The organism is Butyrivibrio sp. VCB2006, assembly GCF_000420945.1.
Lineage (GTDB): Bacteria > Bacillota > Clostridia > Lachnospirales > Lachnospiraceae > Butyrivibrio.
Window position 1 is genome coordinate 51,255 of record NZ_ATVX01000009.1, and the last position, 14,631, is coordinate 65,885.

Annotated in this window: 18 protein-coding genes; all 18 read right to left on the reverse strand. The window is 42.9% G+C overall.

Translation table 11 applies throughout. The features are described from left to right. Positions 1 to 158 precede the first annotated feature (158 nt). Positions 159 to 800 (reverse strand): hypothetical protein, encoded by a 642-nt coding sequence (locus tag G613_RS0110165; RefSeq protein ID WP_029232562.1) that lies wholly within the window; start codon positions 798 to 800, stop codon positions 159 to 161. A 219-nt stretch (positions 801 to 1,019) separates the two neighbouring features. Beyond that, entirely contained in the window at positions 1,020 to 1,322 is a 303-nt protein-coding gene (locus G613_RS0110170; protein ID WP_029232563.1) for a zinc ribbon domain-containing protein, read from the reverse strand. A gap of 2 nt (positions 1,323 to 1,324) precedes the next feature. Further along, on the reverse strand, positions 1,325 to 2,728 hold the full coding sequence (locus G613_RS19870; protein WP_035774579.1) for a hypothetical protein: 1,404 nt from the start codon (positions 2,726 to 2,728) through the stop codon (positions 1,325 to 1,327). Between the two features lie 73 nt (positions 2,729 to 2,801). Continuing rightward, positions 2,802 to 3,278: a gamma carbonic anhydrase family protein gene (locus tag G613_RS0110180; protein WP_029232565.1), complete on the reverse strand. Its 477-nt coding sequence runs from the start codon at positions 3,276 to 3,278 to the stop codon at positions 2,802 to 2,804. Between the two features lie 177 nt (positions 3,279 to 3,455). Then, on the reverse strand, positions 3,456 to 4,010 hold the full coding sequence (locus tag G613_RS0110185; RefSeq protein WP_051151062.1) for a thermonuclease family protein: 555 nt from the start codon (positions 4,008 to 4,010) through the stop codon (positions 3,456 to 3,458). Position 4,011: 1 nt separating this feature from the next. Then, positions 4,012 to 4,347 carry a hypothetical protein gene (locus tag G613_RS0110190; RefSeq protein ID WP_029232567.1) on the reverse strand — a complete coding sequence of 112 codons (336 nt, stop codon included), beginning with the start codon at positions 4,345 to 4,347 and terminating at the stop codon, positions 4,012 to 4,014. Positions 4,348 to 4,620: 273 nt separating this feature from the next. Beyond that, positions 4,621 to 6,093, reverse strand: a complete 1,473-nt coding sequence (locus G613_RS0110195; protein ID WP_029232568.1) for a relaxase/mobilization nuclease domain-containing protein — start codon at positions 6,091 to 6,093, stop codon at positions 4,621 to 4,623. Between the two features lie 39 nt (positions 6,094 to 6,132). Then, a complete protein-coding gene (locus tag G613_RS0110200) occupies positions 6,133 to 6,483 on the reverse strand; it encodes a plasmid mobilization protein (RefSeq protein ID WP_022770701.1) in 351 nt (116 codons plus the stop codon). A 3-nt stretch (positions 6,484 to 6,486) separates the two neighbouring features. After that, complete coding sequence (locus tag G613_RS0110205; protein ID WP_155828066.1) at positions 6,487 to 6,999, reverse strand: hypothetical protein; 513 nt, start codon at positions 6,997 to 6,999, stop codon at positions 6,487 to 6,489. A gap of 55 nt (positions 7,000 to 7,054) precedes the next feature. Further along, on the reverse strand, positions 7,055 to 7,408 hold the full coding sequence (locus G613_RS0110210; RefSeq protein ID WP_022770703.1) for a hypothetical protein: 354 nt from the start codon (positions 7,406 to 7,408) through the stop codon (positions 7,055 to 7,057). Between the two features lie 46 nt (positions 7,409 to 7,454). Then, positions 7,455 to 7,844: a single-stranded DNA-binding protein gene (locus tag G613_RS0110215; protein ID WP_026489185.1), complete on the reverse strand. Its 390-nt coding sequence runs from the start codon at positions 7,842 to 7,844 to the stop codon at positions 7,455 to 7,457. A gap of 12 nt (positions 7,845 to 7,856) precedes the next feature. After that, positions 7,857 to 8,492: a CD1107 family mobile element protein gene (locus G613_RS0110220; RefSeq protein ID WP_029232570.1), complete on the reverse strand. Its 636-nt coding sequence runs from the start codon at positions 8,490 to 8,492 to the stop codon at positions 7,857 to 7,859. Further along, complete coding sequence (locus G613_RS0110225) at positions 8,489 to 8,767, reverse strand: DUF4315 family protein (RefSeq protein ID WP_022770706.1); 279 nt, start codon at positions 8,765 to 8,767, stop codon at positions 8,489 to 8,491. The genes G613_RS0110220 and G613_RS0110225 overlap by 4 nt, the downstream gene beginning before the upstream one ends. A gap of 12 nt (positions 8,768 to 8,779) precedes the next feature. Further along, positions 8,780 to 10,465, reverse strand: coding sequence for a C40 family peptidase (locus G613_RS0110230; protein ID WP_029232572.1), 1,686 nt, complete (start codon positions 10,463 to 10,465; stop codon positions 8,780 to 8,782). Further along, positions 10,458 to 12,929 carry a VirB4-like conjugal transfer ATPase, CD1110 family gene (locus G613_RS0110235; protein WP_029232573.1) on the reverse strand — a complete coding sequence of 824 codons (2,472 nt, stop codon included), beginning with the start codon at positions 12,927 to 12,929 and terminating at the stop codon, positions 10,458 to 10,460. The genes G613_RS0110230 and G613_RS0110235 overlap by 8 nt, the downstream gene beginning before the upstream one ends. A gap of 9 nt (positions 12,930 to 12,938) precedes the next feature. Further along, positions 12,939 to 13,439 carry a PrgI family protein gene (locus G613_RS0110240; protein WP_026489187.1) on the reverse strand — a complete coding sequence of 167 codons (501 nt, stop codon included), beginning with the start codon at positions 13,437 to 13,439 and terminating at the stop codon, positions 12,939 to 12,941. A 23-nt stretch (positions 13,440 to 13,462) separates the two neighbouring features. Then, a complete protein-coding gene (locus G613_RS0110245) occupies positions 13,463 to 14,329 on the reverse strand; it encodes a VirB6/TrbL-like conjugal transfer protein, CD1112 family (protein ID WP_029232574.1) in 867 nt (288 codons plus the stop codon). A 54-nt stretch (positions 14,330 to 14,383) separates the two neighbouring features. Continuing rightward, entirely contained in the window at positions 14,384 to 14,605 is a 222-nt protein-coding gene (locus G613_RS0110250; RefSeq protein ID WP_022770711.1) for a Maff2 family mobile element protein, read from the reverse strand. Between the last annotated feature and the right edge of the window lie 26 nt (positions 14,606 to 14,631).

The following is a 14,631-nucleotide window of genomic DNA, read 5'->3' on the forward strand; positions in this document are numbered from 1 at the left end:
TAACGCAGAAATGTCTGCAGAACTTGTTGCGTCCCATTACGCATTTCCTGATCCAATATATAAATCGCTTCATAAGCTCAGTCCTCCTAAGCACAAAAATGTTGAGTCTAAAACCATACGTTCCATCCCCAACATTTTTCATTCTCCATCTTCTTGTGTTAGATAATATTAGCAGCCCTCTTAATAGTCAGATCATTTGTAACTCTGTCAGAAAAAGTTGCATAATCATCTGACCATGTAAGGTCGATCTTTATAAGTGTCCTGATTGTGGGCTCAAGCCTAAACCCAACAGGTTCTGCCTCTTTTGTAGCTATAACAACGTAGTCGCCGCCCTCATTATCTGATACTTTCTTAGCCTTGTCTTTTGCTATATCCTCTTCGTAGAATCCTCCCAGATATCTGATCTTGGACTTGTCGTCCTTATAGAAAATGTAAGTATAGTAAACGTCCATGTTCTCAAAAGAACTCAGTAGTCCCTTCAGGTCATTATTGAGTTTTGAGGCCTTACCCTGAACATTGGATCCGGTCTTTGTTTTCCAAGATGTTCCCTGAACGTTTCTATCGCGGTTGGCCTTCTTTTCCTTGTTGATATACTCCCTCTTTTTCCAGTATGGATGTGAAAGATTCTTTTCCAGGTATTTACAATTCTTCCTAAGGCATTCGTGGTTTTTCATCATGTCTACAGATAATGCTCCAACATGCATTCTGTGATGGCAGTATGCTACACAGTTCTCTTCACAAGGCTGACCATTCATCTGTCTGGCTGGTCTTGGTTTTGTTGTTGTAATTGTTGTTTCCATTGAAAGCTCCTTTCTCTTTTATTCCCCTTTGAGCCCCCAATTGCTTACTTTTTTCTTGTTGTGATTACAGTCTAAATCTTTAACAGGGTTATAAACCTCTCTAGATGTTCGAACGGATGTTTCTTGGGTTTTTCACGGAACGCCGGAACGCAAAAAAGAGCTCTAAAGCACATGCCTTAAAGCTCTTTCGACTCATTATTATTCTGTCTCATTGCTCAATTATGGATGTCTGAACCCGCCTCGCATATCTCCTCTTCCCATTGGTGGATGTCCTGGTCTCGGGCCGGGTCTCATGCCAACGGGCGGTCTTCTGTTACTTGCAAGAACCGCTCCTCCTATTGCCGCGATAGTACTACCCAATATTGTTCCAACACTACTCGTGTTTTCTTCAGCTTCATTATTTGTTCCGGTCATATTCCCACTGTCCTGTGAACAATCCGGCACAGGCAATGGCGCTCCACAATACGGACAGACATTTACGTCATCATTGCTTCTCTGTTCGCAATATTCACATCTAACCATATTTACAACACCTGCTTTCCATTTACATAAAGATGTTGCCCGTTGGCCGTAATGCTATCAAGGTCGCCTTCAAAATCAGATATATAGCTATCTCCGGTCAGGGTCCATGTGCTGCCATCATTCAAGTTTACAGTTACGTTTCCGGCTGCGCCATCTTCGTTGATGGCGCCTTCATAGGTACTATTACTCAGGTTGATCTCAAGACTAGAGATTTCATCTACCGTTATGCTGCCTTCCAGCTTCTGATCCGTGGCATTCATGGTACAATCGCCGCCGTTGTTTCCATCTTTTCCCCATCTTCCCGAAGAAACAATGAGCAGACTTCCTGCGTCTGACAATGTAAGGTCTGCATTATTAAGATTGATGGTACTGGCAGTATTAGTGCAATAGAACATTGCTCCGCTGTTTGAGGTCATGCTTCCGCCATTCATTGTAAAAACGCTGGTTCCTTCATCAGCATCACCCGAAGCACTTTGGTATAAAAGCACATTTGCCTTTATACTTCCTTCTTTGGTGGATTGATCATTTCCAGTTAAAGTACAATCATTGAGGGTAACACTGTTTTTGCCTTCAATGATAACTGCTCTAGAGTTCTCTGAAATACAATCGGCATTGCTGACTGTGATCTCTGCAGTACTATAAATAGCAGGGCATCCACTTGAACCTGTAGATGTATAAACTCCACCATCAACGACGAGTGTCCCTCCGCCTCTGTCTGATCTTATTGCCGCCTTGCTGGCACTTGTCACTGTAAGATTATTTGCGTAAAGAGTTCCTCCTCCGGCAACCTGTATTCCTCCTGCGCCGCCACCTGTCACATCGACAGTAGAATCAGAAATATAGATGGTGCCATTCTCATAGGCAAAGACGCCGGTAGCATTCTCGGCATCTGCAGTTATCTTGCTGTCTTTTATTGTGAGCGTAGCATTTCCATAAACTCTGACAGCAGCATTAACTCCATAAAAGCTTGAGTCATCTGCACTTGTTGCATCACCGCTGCTCTTTTGAATTGTGGACCCTGAGATCGACGCCGTTATATCTCCGGATACATCAACTGCACTCTCGTCGCTTTCTGTTGCCGTGTATGTCTCTCCTGTTATTTCATCACCATCCTGAAGCGTAGAAGATGCAGCTGTTGTAGATGAATCTGATGACTCAGATTTCTTTTTTGAGCCGCCCTTTTCTTTTGATTTACTTTCAGAGTTTTTTTCTGAATGTTTATTCTCTGAGCTTTCTGAAGAAGCAGCATCCGCTGATGCCTCCTGCTCAGAATCCGTCTCAGAACTTGTGACAGATTCTGTTGCGCTGCTGCTCTCTTTTGCATCAACTGTATTTGTATTTTCTCCGCAGGCAGTGAGCATTATGCTTCCACCAATTAGCAGAGCTGTTAGCATTTTTCTTTTCATGATAAAAGCCTCCTGACTATCGTTGTCGTTACGATAATCATAGAGGCTCTTCCTAAAATTTCCCTTAATGTTTTTAACCATTTAATGCTTCTTTTGCGTGCCCAACATAAATGTCAGCATTTTCTAATATCCTCTGCTTTTCTTCTTCGCTTAAGGCTCTTATAACTTTGGCCGGACTTCCATATGCCATCATTCCATCCGGTATGACCATATTTTCTGTTACCAGCGCCCCGGCTCCAATAATACAGTTATCTCCAATCTGAGCACCATTCATTATTATCGCGCCCATTCCAATCAAAACATTATTGCCAACAGTGCAGCCATGGACAATAGCACTATGACCTATAGTTACATTATCTCCAACGCTCAGCTTAAAATGCTTATCCACATGAAGGCATGCGAGATCCTGTATGTTTGTTCTTTCTCCTATCACAATTTCTCTGGAGTCACCTCTTATCACAGCGTTATACCAAACACCACAATCTTTTCCTATAGTTACGTCTCCAATAACCTGGGCCCCAGGTGCTATGAAAACACTTTTATCGATCATGTTTACATACATCCTTTCACTTATAATATAGACTTAATAACGCTGCTCAGTTCCTCAGCATATCTACAGCCTCTCAAGTCCTTCGTGGGCAAGTGTATCTGTGTCCGTATTCATTTTCTTGGCTGGCGATAAAATGATCTTCAATATCTTTTCTCCCCTTACGCATCAAGAACAACGTTAATGGAAAAATCCCGTTCCCCAGAACCCGGCTTTGGTTTCTTTTGCAAAAAGTTCTGCGGCTGCAAGCCGCTCTTTATATTTCGTATTTGGCTCTATGGTCATGGTCCTTGCATAACCATTTTTCAAAAGGATTTCATTTACCATTGTGCTCTTGTCATGAAGATAAACGTAGCACAAGGTGCGGCCGTATTCGTCCAGGATTTCCTGATCAAATTCAAGATAAACGGTGTTACCTTCAAGAAGATTTGTCGTATACTCTGATGCCTCTTTTCCTTCTTCAGTGTTTTCTTTTACAGACTCATCTGCAACACTCTCAGGAGTATCAATACCTATAAGTCTTACCCTGGTATCCTGTCCATCGATGTCGACAATAATGGTGTCCCCATCGACTACTCTGACAACTTCATATGGTCCTGACAGCTCTGCTGTCAGGTCACTAATCGTGCTCTTAGCGAAGAGGACCGCGATATAAATCATGAGGAGTATTGCCACGGTAGTGGCAACAGCAATTATATATTTAGCTGTCCTGTTTTTCTTTCTACGTTTCCCCATATTAGAGCCCCAGAATTGTGAAGCAGCCATGTTCCTTCAGGACATCTTTTGCCCAGGCATCTGCTTCATCATAGAGATCTAAACTTTCGGTATCATCCTCTGGGATGAAACTCTTTACAGCCTTCCAGTTCTCTGCTGAAACCTCCACCATTTCATATGGATCATAGCCGGGCACGGCTTGATGAAGAGCATCATAAAAACCCTTATGATTCACCAGTTCATCATCATGAAGGTCGATGGAATCCTTACTCCAGAAGGTTTCCTTATCCCATTTTCCTTTATAAAACTCGTGGTATGCCGTGCTTTCTCTCTGATCATCTGTCACAAAATATTTCATATTCTTCTTTCCGCCTGAACTCAAGGCTGCAACTACGTTGTGGGTCTGCCAGATATGGCAAAAAGTGAACCGGACAGGGTGCCTAAGCACCCTGGTTCACGTTTTTGGCAAGCAATGCAACCGGGTACCCGGTTACATTTTTCCAAATTTCCGATCGGTCGGAATTTTGCAAAAATGCTTGTTAGGGGAGGCCCCTAATACCCCATTCAAATTTTCCAAATTTGAAGCAACGCCCTTCCGGGCTAAGTACTGATTTCTGTTCACCAAGCAGGATTATTTACTGCGCTCCCGCTCATCTTTTTCAAGGAAATCATGAACTCCGTCATGGTCTCTATCTAAGATTATATCAATATTTTTTCTCGCTACGGCAATTTCTGTATAATCTCTTCTGGCTTTTTGATAATCCTTGTAAAGCTCAGATTTTTTAACTTTCAGCTCTGCATATTCAGCCTTTAATTCCTTGATGGTTGGAAGCTTACCACCCTCATATTCTTTGAAATGTTTTCTGGCTTCCTCGTGATCCATGATGTCTTTCAGGAGCTCTTCTTTAACCTTTTTACTATATCCTGACTTCTTATATTTCTGATAGGAATCATTAGTCTGTATGTAAGTTATGATGGCGCCCTGGAGCTCTTTTATCTTTTCCATTCGTTCGTCCATGCCTTTGATTTTCAGCCTCAATGATTCGTAAGTATCAAAGAGTTTTTTGTGAACACTCTTCAGATCATCATAAGAATTCACGTCCATATCTGACAGAAAACTTAAGGTCTTGGCGGTCTGTTTCAGGTTGAATTGCTTTGCCCAGCGTTCATATCCGGAGCCTTTTCCTTCCTGGATCTTCTTCTGAACATCGATCAAAAGGCTAAGCTTTTCATCCCTTGACAATATGTCAGGAATCATGGTTTTGATGCGTCTTCCAGCCAGTTCTTCGTACTGATTATCTTTTCCTTTTATCACAGGAACAGCTTCGCCACGGATCCTTTTTTCTATATCTTCACGAGTGTAACCTGCGCCCAAAGAACCTATTCTGGCAAAAGTTTTCTGCCCCTCGCACTTTAGTTTTGTATGTTTTCCGGACTCATCAACATCGATGTTGTATTTTGTTTTTAGCAGTTCAACCAGTGCCTTAAATGACGCCGGTTTTTCTTTTAACGCATCGTCGATAGCGGTCCTGATATAGTCGCGATGTGAAGGTTTCTTATGATCACCGAGCCACTTGCCATAGGTGTTATTGCCATGCTTTGGATTCTTTATGACTGACAGATTATTCTCCAGACAGATGATGTCATTGACCTTCCTGAGAGCAAAACTCGAGCCCCAGAAGTTTCGAAATTTCTTCCTGGAATCCATAGAAACCGAGTTGAAAATAATGTGATTATGGATATGTTTTTTGTCTGTATGCGTTGCCACAATGAACTGATAATTGCCCTTGGTGAACCTCATGGCCAGGTCATATCCAAGCTTATTAGCCTGTTCCGGAGATATCTCTCCCGGGGCAAAAGCCTGACGAATCTGATATGCAATCACATCAGATTTAGCTCCAATTTTGCCATGATCTCTGTCGTAAATCTGCCTGACAAAAGTAAATTCTTCGGTAACAGTTTCCTGATCACAGCGGTAGGAACTTATGTATTTCCCCTCTTCCGTCTTATCAGGATTTTTTGCATAATCAGTCCTCAGACCAAGTGATGTTGTTAATGATGTTCCGCTATGCGCATGCATGGGAATTAGTCTTGTTGTTGCCATGTTTTTCTCCAAAAAATGGCAGGCATTTGTAGCCCGCCATCACGATTTTGTTATCATGTTTACCTGTCTCAGGATTTCTTTTAAAGAGCCCCACAGCTCCTTGTAATTCTTCTGTATTTCTTCCAGATCGTTCTTATAAACGCCGCCGGTTTCATTGGCATGTCTGGCAATCTGATTTAGGTTGTTTGAGGAATATCTAAGGAGCCTTATAGTCTCACTTATCCCTGTAATATCTACGTTTATCACGTAACCATCAATAGCCATTTTCCTCAGATATGCACCTGTATTCCTGATGTTCGCCAGCTGTTTTTTCTCGCGGATCAGTCGAAGCTCTTCGTCCGAAACCCATAGTTTAATTTGATGTGGACGCTGTCTGGTATAGTTCTCCATTCATCACTTCTCCCTGTCAGGCGAATACATTTCAAGAGCCTTTATATCAAGCCTTATTGACTCCTTCAAATCATCAAGTCTCTTCTCTATTCTCTCGAGCTCTTTTTCAATACTGTTTTTCTGTTTTGCCTCCTTGTAATGCTTAGCTTTACCTACAACACCTTTATGAATATTTCTGCTTGGCTTAGAGCTCGAAATACTGTCTCTGTCGTCATAACCATCATGGGTATCAGGAACATCAACGCCCTGTTCCGTGTCCGAGTAAATCGTCTCTTCTTTTACATCTGGCTTCATCGTCATCTCCTCTTCCTTTCTGTCGAATCTGTGAAATCTGGGGCCTTTATCGGGTCTGTTTTGAAGGTAAGCATCCATCTTTTCTCTGGCATAGGAATCTAGCGCTGCAGCGTTCTTATCCTTTGCTATATGCCCCTTAAATTCATCTCTATGGGCACTTATGTATCCGTTTATGATATGAACATCTACGCCCTTTTTTGAAGCGTATTTTGCTATGTTCATAAATTCACCCGGGGATGAGTTTTTCTTTGAATCCGGGGCTATATTTTCGTTTTTCTCACTCATTCTTTTGCCCTTTCTTCAAATCCAGCTCCTCATAAAACTTTGTATCCCGCTCCAGCATCTGGTCTGTAAAAGACTCCATTTTATCCAGGCAATAATTTAGCCAAGGCTCATCATACAGAAGCCTTATATACATGTCTCTGATAGCCATGTAATCATCAAAAAACAGACATGTCCTGATGGTATCCGTCATCTTTTTAGTCTCTTTATCTCGGACCACATGCGAGAAACGGATTATTCTTTTATAGCGACTGTTTTTGTCGAGCTTTATTGCTGTCACTATCAGATTGAACTCATCAAAACACAGCTCCTGTTTGAACTTTTCGTTTGTATGTATTGTGCTGATCATGCTGTCCTCTTTTTATGAAAGCCAGGGCAATGCCCTGGCCTTATCTTTACTTGAATGGCAGATTTTCATCGTCCGGCATAGAGAATGTTTCCTCTGCTTCTGATGATCCTGAGCCCTTGCTATCTGCAAATTCCTGATCTTCTGCAACAACATCTGTCGTGTACACCCGCACACCATCCTTGTTGGTATAGCTGCCAGTCTGTATGCGACCTACAACAGCCACTTTCATTCCCTTTTTGAAATACTTTCCGGCAAAATCTGCGGAAGACCCGAAAGCAACTATGCCTATAAAATCAGCTGTCTGTTCCTCTTCTGTCTTCTTGGATCTTCTCCTGTCAACCGCAAGTGTATACCTGGTTACAGATGTCGAATTGTCCTGGGCAGGCTTCACATCAGGATCCTTTGTGAGCCTCCCCATAAGTTCTACTTTGTTCATGGCTTCTCCTCCTTAGTCGAATGCATTTGTATCGTCATAAGATGTTTCCTGCTCATCCTCAAACTGATATGCTTCCTCAAATTCCTCCGCTTCTTCCTGATCTTTCTTTGGCTTATATACCCAGTAGTAGAAGATCACTCCAACTCCTGCCAGGCCTATGAGGATAAACACCATGATCAGGGAAGCACTTCCTGACTTCTTAGGCTGTTCCGGCTCAGGTTCCTGGGGAACTTCCGGCTCTTTGGGTTCTTCCACCAGAGGTGTCTCCTCTTCCTTAATCTGAACTGTTCCATCTTCTTCCTCTGCTTTTTCAGCGAGTGCTAACAAGTCTCTCTCCTTAGTCGTATCAAGGAAATAAACGTTATTGTTCTCTTTATCAAGATCGATGATCAGGTAGAATACATTTCCCGCATCAGTTGCTATTGTGTAGAACTGTTTTGAGCCATTCAGGACATTATCTATCACAGTGCCCGTTCCATCATATGACAGCGGTGTGTGGTCATCCTCCTGCACAGGTGCGGTTTCAGGATTCTCCGGAAGGGTCTGTGTCTCTTCAGATTCAACCGGATCTCCCTGTGCCATTACAGGCACAGTAAACATGTTTATCAGAAGCCCCATCAGGGCTAATGTCTTAACCACTTTCTTCATACTGCTTTTTCCTCCAACTCTTCTTTCTGAGGTGCCTTTACAGGCTCTGAGACAGGCTTCCCTGACTTTATACTGGCCAAAAGAGCTCCCAGCTCCTCCGGGGAAATATTCAAAGCCCTTATACTTGAAACCATCTGGGCATTTTCAGCTTCCAGCCTCTTGTTCTCAAGGCTCCTTATCCTGTCGTTACAAGCTTTAAGTTTTTCTTCCAGTGCTTTCTTTTTCTCAAGCTCTTTCTCGATATCAACAGCAATCTTCTCCATTACCTTATCCATCTACTCTCCTCCTTAAGCTCTATATCTGCCGTAGCTATAAAAATGTCGTCTCCACCATCCCGTAGTGATGTTGCAGTATTTTACAGGGCTACCGCAGTTTATTACCATGTAATTTCCAACGTATATGCACACGTGAGTGACAGGATTACCGGATGCATATGTTCCTGATAAAAACACAAGATCCCCGGGTTTTACCTCATCTGCCGATATCGGATTGCAGTGGTTATACAATTCCTGTGCCGTTAGTCTCGGCATTGATGCGTATCCGGAAGTGTTATACACGTAATAGACAAAGCCTGAGCAATCAAATCCATCAGGCGTAGTTCCTCCCCAGACATATGGGGTATCTATGAGACTATCTGCAAGTGAATACAAAGAAGCGAAAGCCGGATCATCACTAAGGATATTCGCAGGAGCCTTGTAAGTATTCCTGGAGCCTCTGCTCATGCCTTCTGAATCGTCAGCATTGTACCCGTCCCACAGATACGCCTTATGCCCCTTTACTCCAAGCTGGACTGAAAACCTTTCATCACCCTGGCTATCAAGAAGCGCATACGCCGTCTTTACTTCTCCCTGGTTCTTCACATGGACATGCAGAATATGCACATTTACAATCTCAGTGCCTATATAAACGCCGTGTTCATCGTATTTTGGCTCTTCTCTCTCAACCCATTCATCAGTTGTGTACCAGTGATACTGGGTTTCAAAGAATGTATCTTCATAACCTGTTACAGCGCCTGCAGTAAACGGCTCATGAAGGAGCGCATTTAAATACGTTGCTATCGCATAGGGATTGTGCTCTATTGATGCCACATCTGAGTAGTCATACTCATCGTATCCCGGATAGTTGGTTTCAATGTTTGCAACCCAATCCCGTAACTCATCCTCTCTTCCCTTGTAGTAATCCTCTGCGGCATATATATCCGAATCCTCCGCAAGATACGTTGTTGCAAGACCTGACGTCTCACCGGATGTAAACACCATGGAAAAAAGATTCAGGATCATGTTCGTAACAAGAACGACTATAAAGACCGCCCCGCCAATCAAGAGAAGATGCGGACGTTTTGCAATTTCTTTAGCAAGGCTCTTAAGCATATTCCCAGCCTTTGAAGCAAGGTTTTTTCCCTGCTTTTTGGCCGTCTGCCCAGCTTTATTAAGCGTTTTATGTTTTTGCTCAAATATCTTCCTGGAAAACTTCCTCTGATTGGCTTTTTTACGGAACTCCTTGTATGCCTTATGGGAATCAAGCGGCTTGTCCTTGCTTATGACATCAGACACCTTGAAGTGCTTGTCTCCCTTTTGGAACCATTTCTCCAGCGATTTGGTATCTCCGGTCTCAAGAGCTTTCTTGTATTCCTTTTCAAATTCCTTGGTGGTGTATCTCTGGGCCCTTACCGCCTTCGCCTTTTGTTTATGCAGCTGCCTGGATATAGCTTTTTGCATAGAGGTCTCAGAATCTACAATGAACGAACCATTACTATCGCCATAAGAGTCCCTTGCGCTCTCCTTTGCAGCGAACTTAACAGTGGCAAGCTTCGCCCTTTTAAGCTTGATGGTAGCTTTTACTCCTCCTTTAGCAGCAATCTTCCCTGCTTCTAAAGTCTTTTCTGCCACAAACTCTTTTGCGTTTCCCATTTTTGCAGCACGGAATTTTGCCCCGGAATTCATGGGTGCGCTGCCACTTTTGAACTCAGCCATTTACCACCTTCATTTCATCAGGTCTGGTCGTAAGCACGTCATAGATCTTGCCCTTGGGGAACTCATCCTTAAACGGGATTATCATCGTTCCAAACCTCATGAGACCTTCTCCTGAATCAGTCTGGGTAACATAGTCCAGCTCTTCATCCGAGATAGACAGGGCTTCCGCCAGAATATCCTTATCTCGCTTTGATTGAGGCAACATGTATATGAATTCGGAATTTGAAAAGATCTGCTCGATCTGTGACGACTTCAACAGGTCAGTAACGTTTTGTGTCAGGCCGGTCGGAACACCTCCCCACTTTCTGAATCGCTTCCAAAATTCCACAAAGTATATGGCTGTCTGCGGGTCGCGCAGCATCAAGTGAAATTCGTCTATGTCCAGTAGAGTCTTTTTCTTCTGATCTCTGTTAAAAGAGACTCTGGTCCATATGAAATTTATCAGTATGACAAGAGCTACCTCCCTCAGATTTGCAGTAAGACGCTTTATGTTAAAGCAGACCACTCTGTTGTTAAGGTCTATGTCCGTATGATGATTGAAAACATTCAGCGTACCTGTAATGTATATCTGGAAACAATCAGCAATTCTCTGCGCTTTGGGATTAGGATGTTTCCTGAGCGCCTCGTAGAAGTCGCTTAGCGTAGGCATCTCCTCTGCTGTAGGATTTCTTTTCATGCCATACCAGTACTTCTCCCGAAGCTCCTCATACATATTCTTGGCAATCTCATCCACAATACTGGCCTCGTCGCCTTCCAAACCAGCTCTCACGCCATTTATCTTCTGACTTGCCACCTGCTCTGCGATTGAGAGAAGGAACTGGCTCTTCATTGCGATAGGATCCTCATCCTTAAATCCGACGTCAAAGTTGATATCCATTGGATTTATGTGCTGCATAGAAGATGCTGAGAAATCCACCACCTGGCCGCCGATCAGCTCAACCATTCCCTGATACTCATCTTCCGGGTCGATGACCATGATGTCGCAAGAATCATAGTTAAGGAAATACATCAGCTTTTCACGCTTTCCGGCAAAAGACTTGCCACCTCCCGGGACACCCAGATACAGGCCATTGGGATTCTTAAGTGCTGTCCTGTCTGCCAGGATCAGCTCTTTTGTCAGCGGGTTTATGCCATAATATGGCGAATTTGGCATGAATATCTTTACTGCAGTAAATGGATTCAGCATGGCAAGCTGGCTTGTCATAATGGTTCTCTGAATCTCAATCTTGTTTACACCCAATGGAAGAGTCGATACGAAACCCTGTTCCTGCTGATCTCTTAAAAGAATAAGCTGGCAGGACTGCTTATTTGCTATCTTCTCAACGCTCTTCCATACTGCCGTAAGCTCTTTTGGAGACTGAGCAAAGCATGTGACTAGGATTGTCATGTTAAAGAGGTTCTCATTACTGGAGTTGATCTCCTTAAGCATTTTGGCAGTATCCTCACCATTTGCAGTCAACTCCGGGGGAAGAATATCGATATCATAACCTTCGTTAGAGGCATGCTTTTGCTCTTTTATCTTGGAAGAGTTCAGCTGCATATTTCTTTTTTCGATATATTTCTTAGCCTTTACTCTGTCGATCGGATCCAGATGAATGCTAATGATTATAGGTGTTTCAATGTTAAGAATATCTGTGATCATCCTGTCATCAACCAATGGGCAATCCAGTGACAGCAGGGACACATTTCCGAACACATCACCCATTCTGAAATACTTACCGTTTACAGGGAATCTAAAGGACATAGGTGCTATGAAATCCTTGGTATTTAAGCCATCCTTCGACAAAACATTCCAGTTAAAGCGGAACTTATCATCCCCTTCCGGGTGCATAGCCGAATGCAGGACTTTTAATCGTTCTGCTCCATTAAGAACATGGCTTCTGGCCTTAAGTCCAGCCTTCTTAAAGTTCTCCTGCACCGCGCTGTCTACATCCTTCATTTTCTTGGCCGCCAGCTCAGGGTCCTTCTCTTCAATGACGTAAGTCAGATACCTGTTCTTTTTGATTCCTTTATTACCTTTTCTCTCCTTGTCTAAAAGGATCTCAGACAATTCATCCCTGAGCTCATCATAGCCATCATCCTGTCCAAGGATATATAGTGCTTTTCTTATTTCTTCCGGGGTTATCCTCGTATTCATGTAGGTCATTTCAACATGGGTATCCTCGGTAAAGTAGTTATAAAGGTCAGAAAGCTTGGAAAATACTGTCTTTTTATCTTCATTGTCTTTTAGTTCATAATTGATATCTTCAAAGGCAATGGTCTTGGAAAAACTGTATCCATCATGCTGGCACATCCCATTACGGTACATCGCCTTATAGGGAATGGTGCCCTGCGCAGTCAGAGGAAACCTTCCTTCTTTCTGAGCTTTCCTTATGGCTTTCTCCAGCTTTTTGGCATCTTCTTTGGAGATTTTTCCATCTGTACCCTTTATGATCAGTTTTTTATTTTCTTTCTGTTTTCCCATGAATCCACCTCAGGCTGTTATACTATTGTCTTTTTGTTCTTTATTTGCCCTAAACAGCCTTATTTTGTTATTAGCCTTAGTTTTATGCCTTAAGGTCTTTTCTTCTCTCTTTTTGGCTTTAAATGCCTTTTTCACGGCTGCCTTTCTGACAAAGCCCTTATACTTTTCCTCAAGCAGAATCTGCTTCTTTATCGCCGTATATCTGTTATCCGTTGAAAAAGGCCTGTTTGTCTGTGTTAGGAACACCAGACGCACCTTGTCGCGGATAAGCTTCTCCACGTATCTCCCATGCACATCCTCATAGGTTCCGCCGAAAAAGATCGGAATACTTATCAGGCAGATGATAAGGCATGCAAACGTATTGTCCATTCCGCTTTTCAGGCATAAAACGTATACTGGTGCATCAATCAGAATGACAATTGCGAAGCATACAACCTGCCTGACAGTAAAACCGGAAATTGGCTTATCCTTGATCTTGTTCAGGTCACAATGATTCTCTGTATATGCCATCTATCTTTTTCCTCCTAAATCGCTTAATGGGCTCCAAGAGTGACGTCTGCGACCTTCTTTGTTGAAAAGAGTCCCATACAGAGCGCCAATGTGTACATAAGAGTGCTCCACGCCATGGTGCTTATGGTCAGATCAGTCCTTGTAGCCAGCTCTGAGATCAGCACTTCAAATATCGCAATAATGATCAGTGTAAAGAAGCCTTGAAGTCCCAGTGATGCCAGATTTTTTAAATAGTTCTGACCAGTCTGGTTCTGTCCCTGATCCATAAGTGTTGCCATAGGTATCGCTGCAGCAGAGGAATACACAAGAATGCTGATTATCCTGAAATACATAGCCACTTTACACAGCACAGCAACAATGCTGACAAGAACCTTGCACATCATAAGCTGTATAGTCATACCCAGAACTTTTCCTATGTCTGTAGGATCTACCAGATCAATCAGTTCATTTAGTTTGTCCTGAAGATTGATATCTGCTTCTGTCAGAGTTATGATCGCACCTGCTTTTGCCAGTATCCAGCCGACAACATCGAATATCGCAAGGACAATGTCATAGGTCTTTGTAACAAGCACGATTCCAATCGTCGTGTACAGGATCCATTTGAACACAGGCATGAAAGTCATGTCCTTATATGTATTCTTATCCTCGATTATCTTGATAAAGTTGATGGTCATCAGATAACAGAGAATGAGGCACGCAACCGGCACTATAGCTGTGTCAGATATTCTTCGTATCATTGTGAAAAGCGTAGCATCATATGTCCCGGGATTGACATCAATTAGACCTCTGACGTCGCCTGTCAGTCCTGATAACGCCTCAAAAAAGTCATTGGCCGCCCCCTTAAGCATTTCTAAAAACATCGCTTGAAAATAGTTACTTAGCCATTCCATTTTGTTTTTTCCCTTTAAGAAAAGGGCTTATTTCAGCCCTTTCCTTGCATGTTATTAAGTTAATGTGATCATTCCAGAAAGCTTTGGTACAAGAACCTGTCCTACAGCGATGATGATTGCACCACCGATGAACATGGCAATACCAGTTGCTCTTACAGCCGGGTTATTATCAGCCTGGGACTTACCTACTTCGATCAGGCCTCCAATAATTGTTGCTGCCCCCAAAAGTGTAACGATTGTCTGGAGCAAACCTACTCCTGTTGTAAAGAACTCCATGATTCTCCTCCTTTTTCAGTGTTTTT

Bases quoted from the DNA above. Each gene is read 5' to 3' on its own strand.
- G613_RS0110165 (WP_029232562.1), bottom strand. From the start codon at position 800: ATGGAAACAACAATTACAACAACAAAACCAAGACCAGCCAGACAGATG.
- G613_RS0110170 (WP_029232563.1), bottom strand. From the start codon at position 1,322: ATGGTTAGATGTGAATATTGCGAACAGAGAAGCAATGATGACGTAAAT.
- G613_RS19870 (WP_035774579.1), bottom strand. From the start codon at position 2,728: ATGAAAAGAAAAATGCTAACAGCTCTGCTAATTGGTGGAAGCATAATG.
- G613_RS0110180 (WP_029232565.1), bottom strand. From the start codon at position 3,278: ATGATCGATAAAAGTGTTTTCATAGCACCTGGGGCCCAGGTTATTGGA.
- G613_RS0110185 (WP_051151062.1), bottom strand. From the start codon at position 4,010: ATGGGGAAACGTAGAAAGAAAAACAGGACAGCTAAATATATAATTGCT.
- G613_RS0110190 (WP_029232567.1), bottom strand. From the start codon at position 4,347: ATGAAATATTTTGTGACAGATGATCAGAGAGAAAGCACGGCATACCAC.
- G613_RS0110195 (WP_029232568.1), bottom strand. From the start codon at position 6,093: ATGGCAACAACAAGACTAATTCCCATGCATGCGCATAGCGGAACATCA.
- G613_RS0110200 (WP_022770701.1), bottom strand. From the start codon at position 6,483: ATGGAGAACTATACCAGACAGCGTCCACATCAAATTAAACTATGGGTT.
- G613_RS0110205 (WP_155828066.1), bottom strand. From the start codon at position 6,999: ATGAACATAGCAAAATACGCTTCAAAAAAGGGCGTAGATGTTCATATC.
- G613_RS0110210 (WP_022770703.1), bottom strand. From the start codon at position 7,408: ATGATCAGCACAATACATACAAACGAAAAGTTCAAACAGGAGCTGTGT.
- G613_RS0110215 (WP_026489185.1), bottom strand. From the start codon at position 7,844: ATGAACAAAGTAGAACTTATGGGGAGGCTCACAAAGGATCCTGATGTG.
- G613_RS0110220 (WP_029232570.1), bottom strand. From the start codon at position 8,492: ATGAAGAAAGTGGTTAAGACATTAGCCCTGATGGGGCTTCTGATAAAC.
- G613_RS0110225 (WP_022770706.1), bottom strand. From the start codon at position 8,767: ATGGATAAGGTAATGGAGAAGATTGCTGTTGATATCGAGAAAGAGCTT.
- G613_RS0110230 (WP_029232572.1), bottom strand. From the start codon at position 10,465: ATGGCTGAGTTCAAAAGTGGCAGCGCACCCATGAATTCCGGGGCAAAA.
- G613_RS0110235 (WP_029232573.1), bottom strand. From the start codon at position 12,929: ATGGGAAAACAGAAAGAAAATAAAAAACTGATCATAAAGGGTACAGAT.
- G613_RS0110240 (WP_026489187.1), bottom strand. From the start codon at position 13,439: ATGGCATATACAGAGAATCATTGTGACCTGAACAAGATCAAGGATAAG.
- G613_RS0110245 (WP_029232574.1), bottom strand. From the start codon at position 14,329: ATGGAATGGCTAAGTAACTATTTTCAAGCGATGTTTTTAGAAATGCTT.
- G613_RS0110250 (WP_022770711.1), bottom strand. From the start codon at position 14,605: ATGGAGTTCTTTACAACAGGAGTAGGTTTGCTCCAGACAATCGTTACA.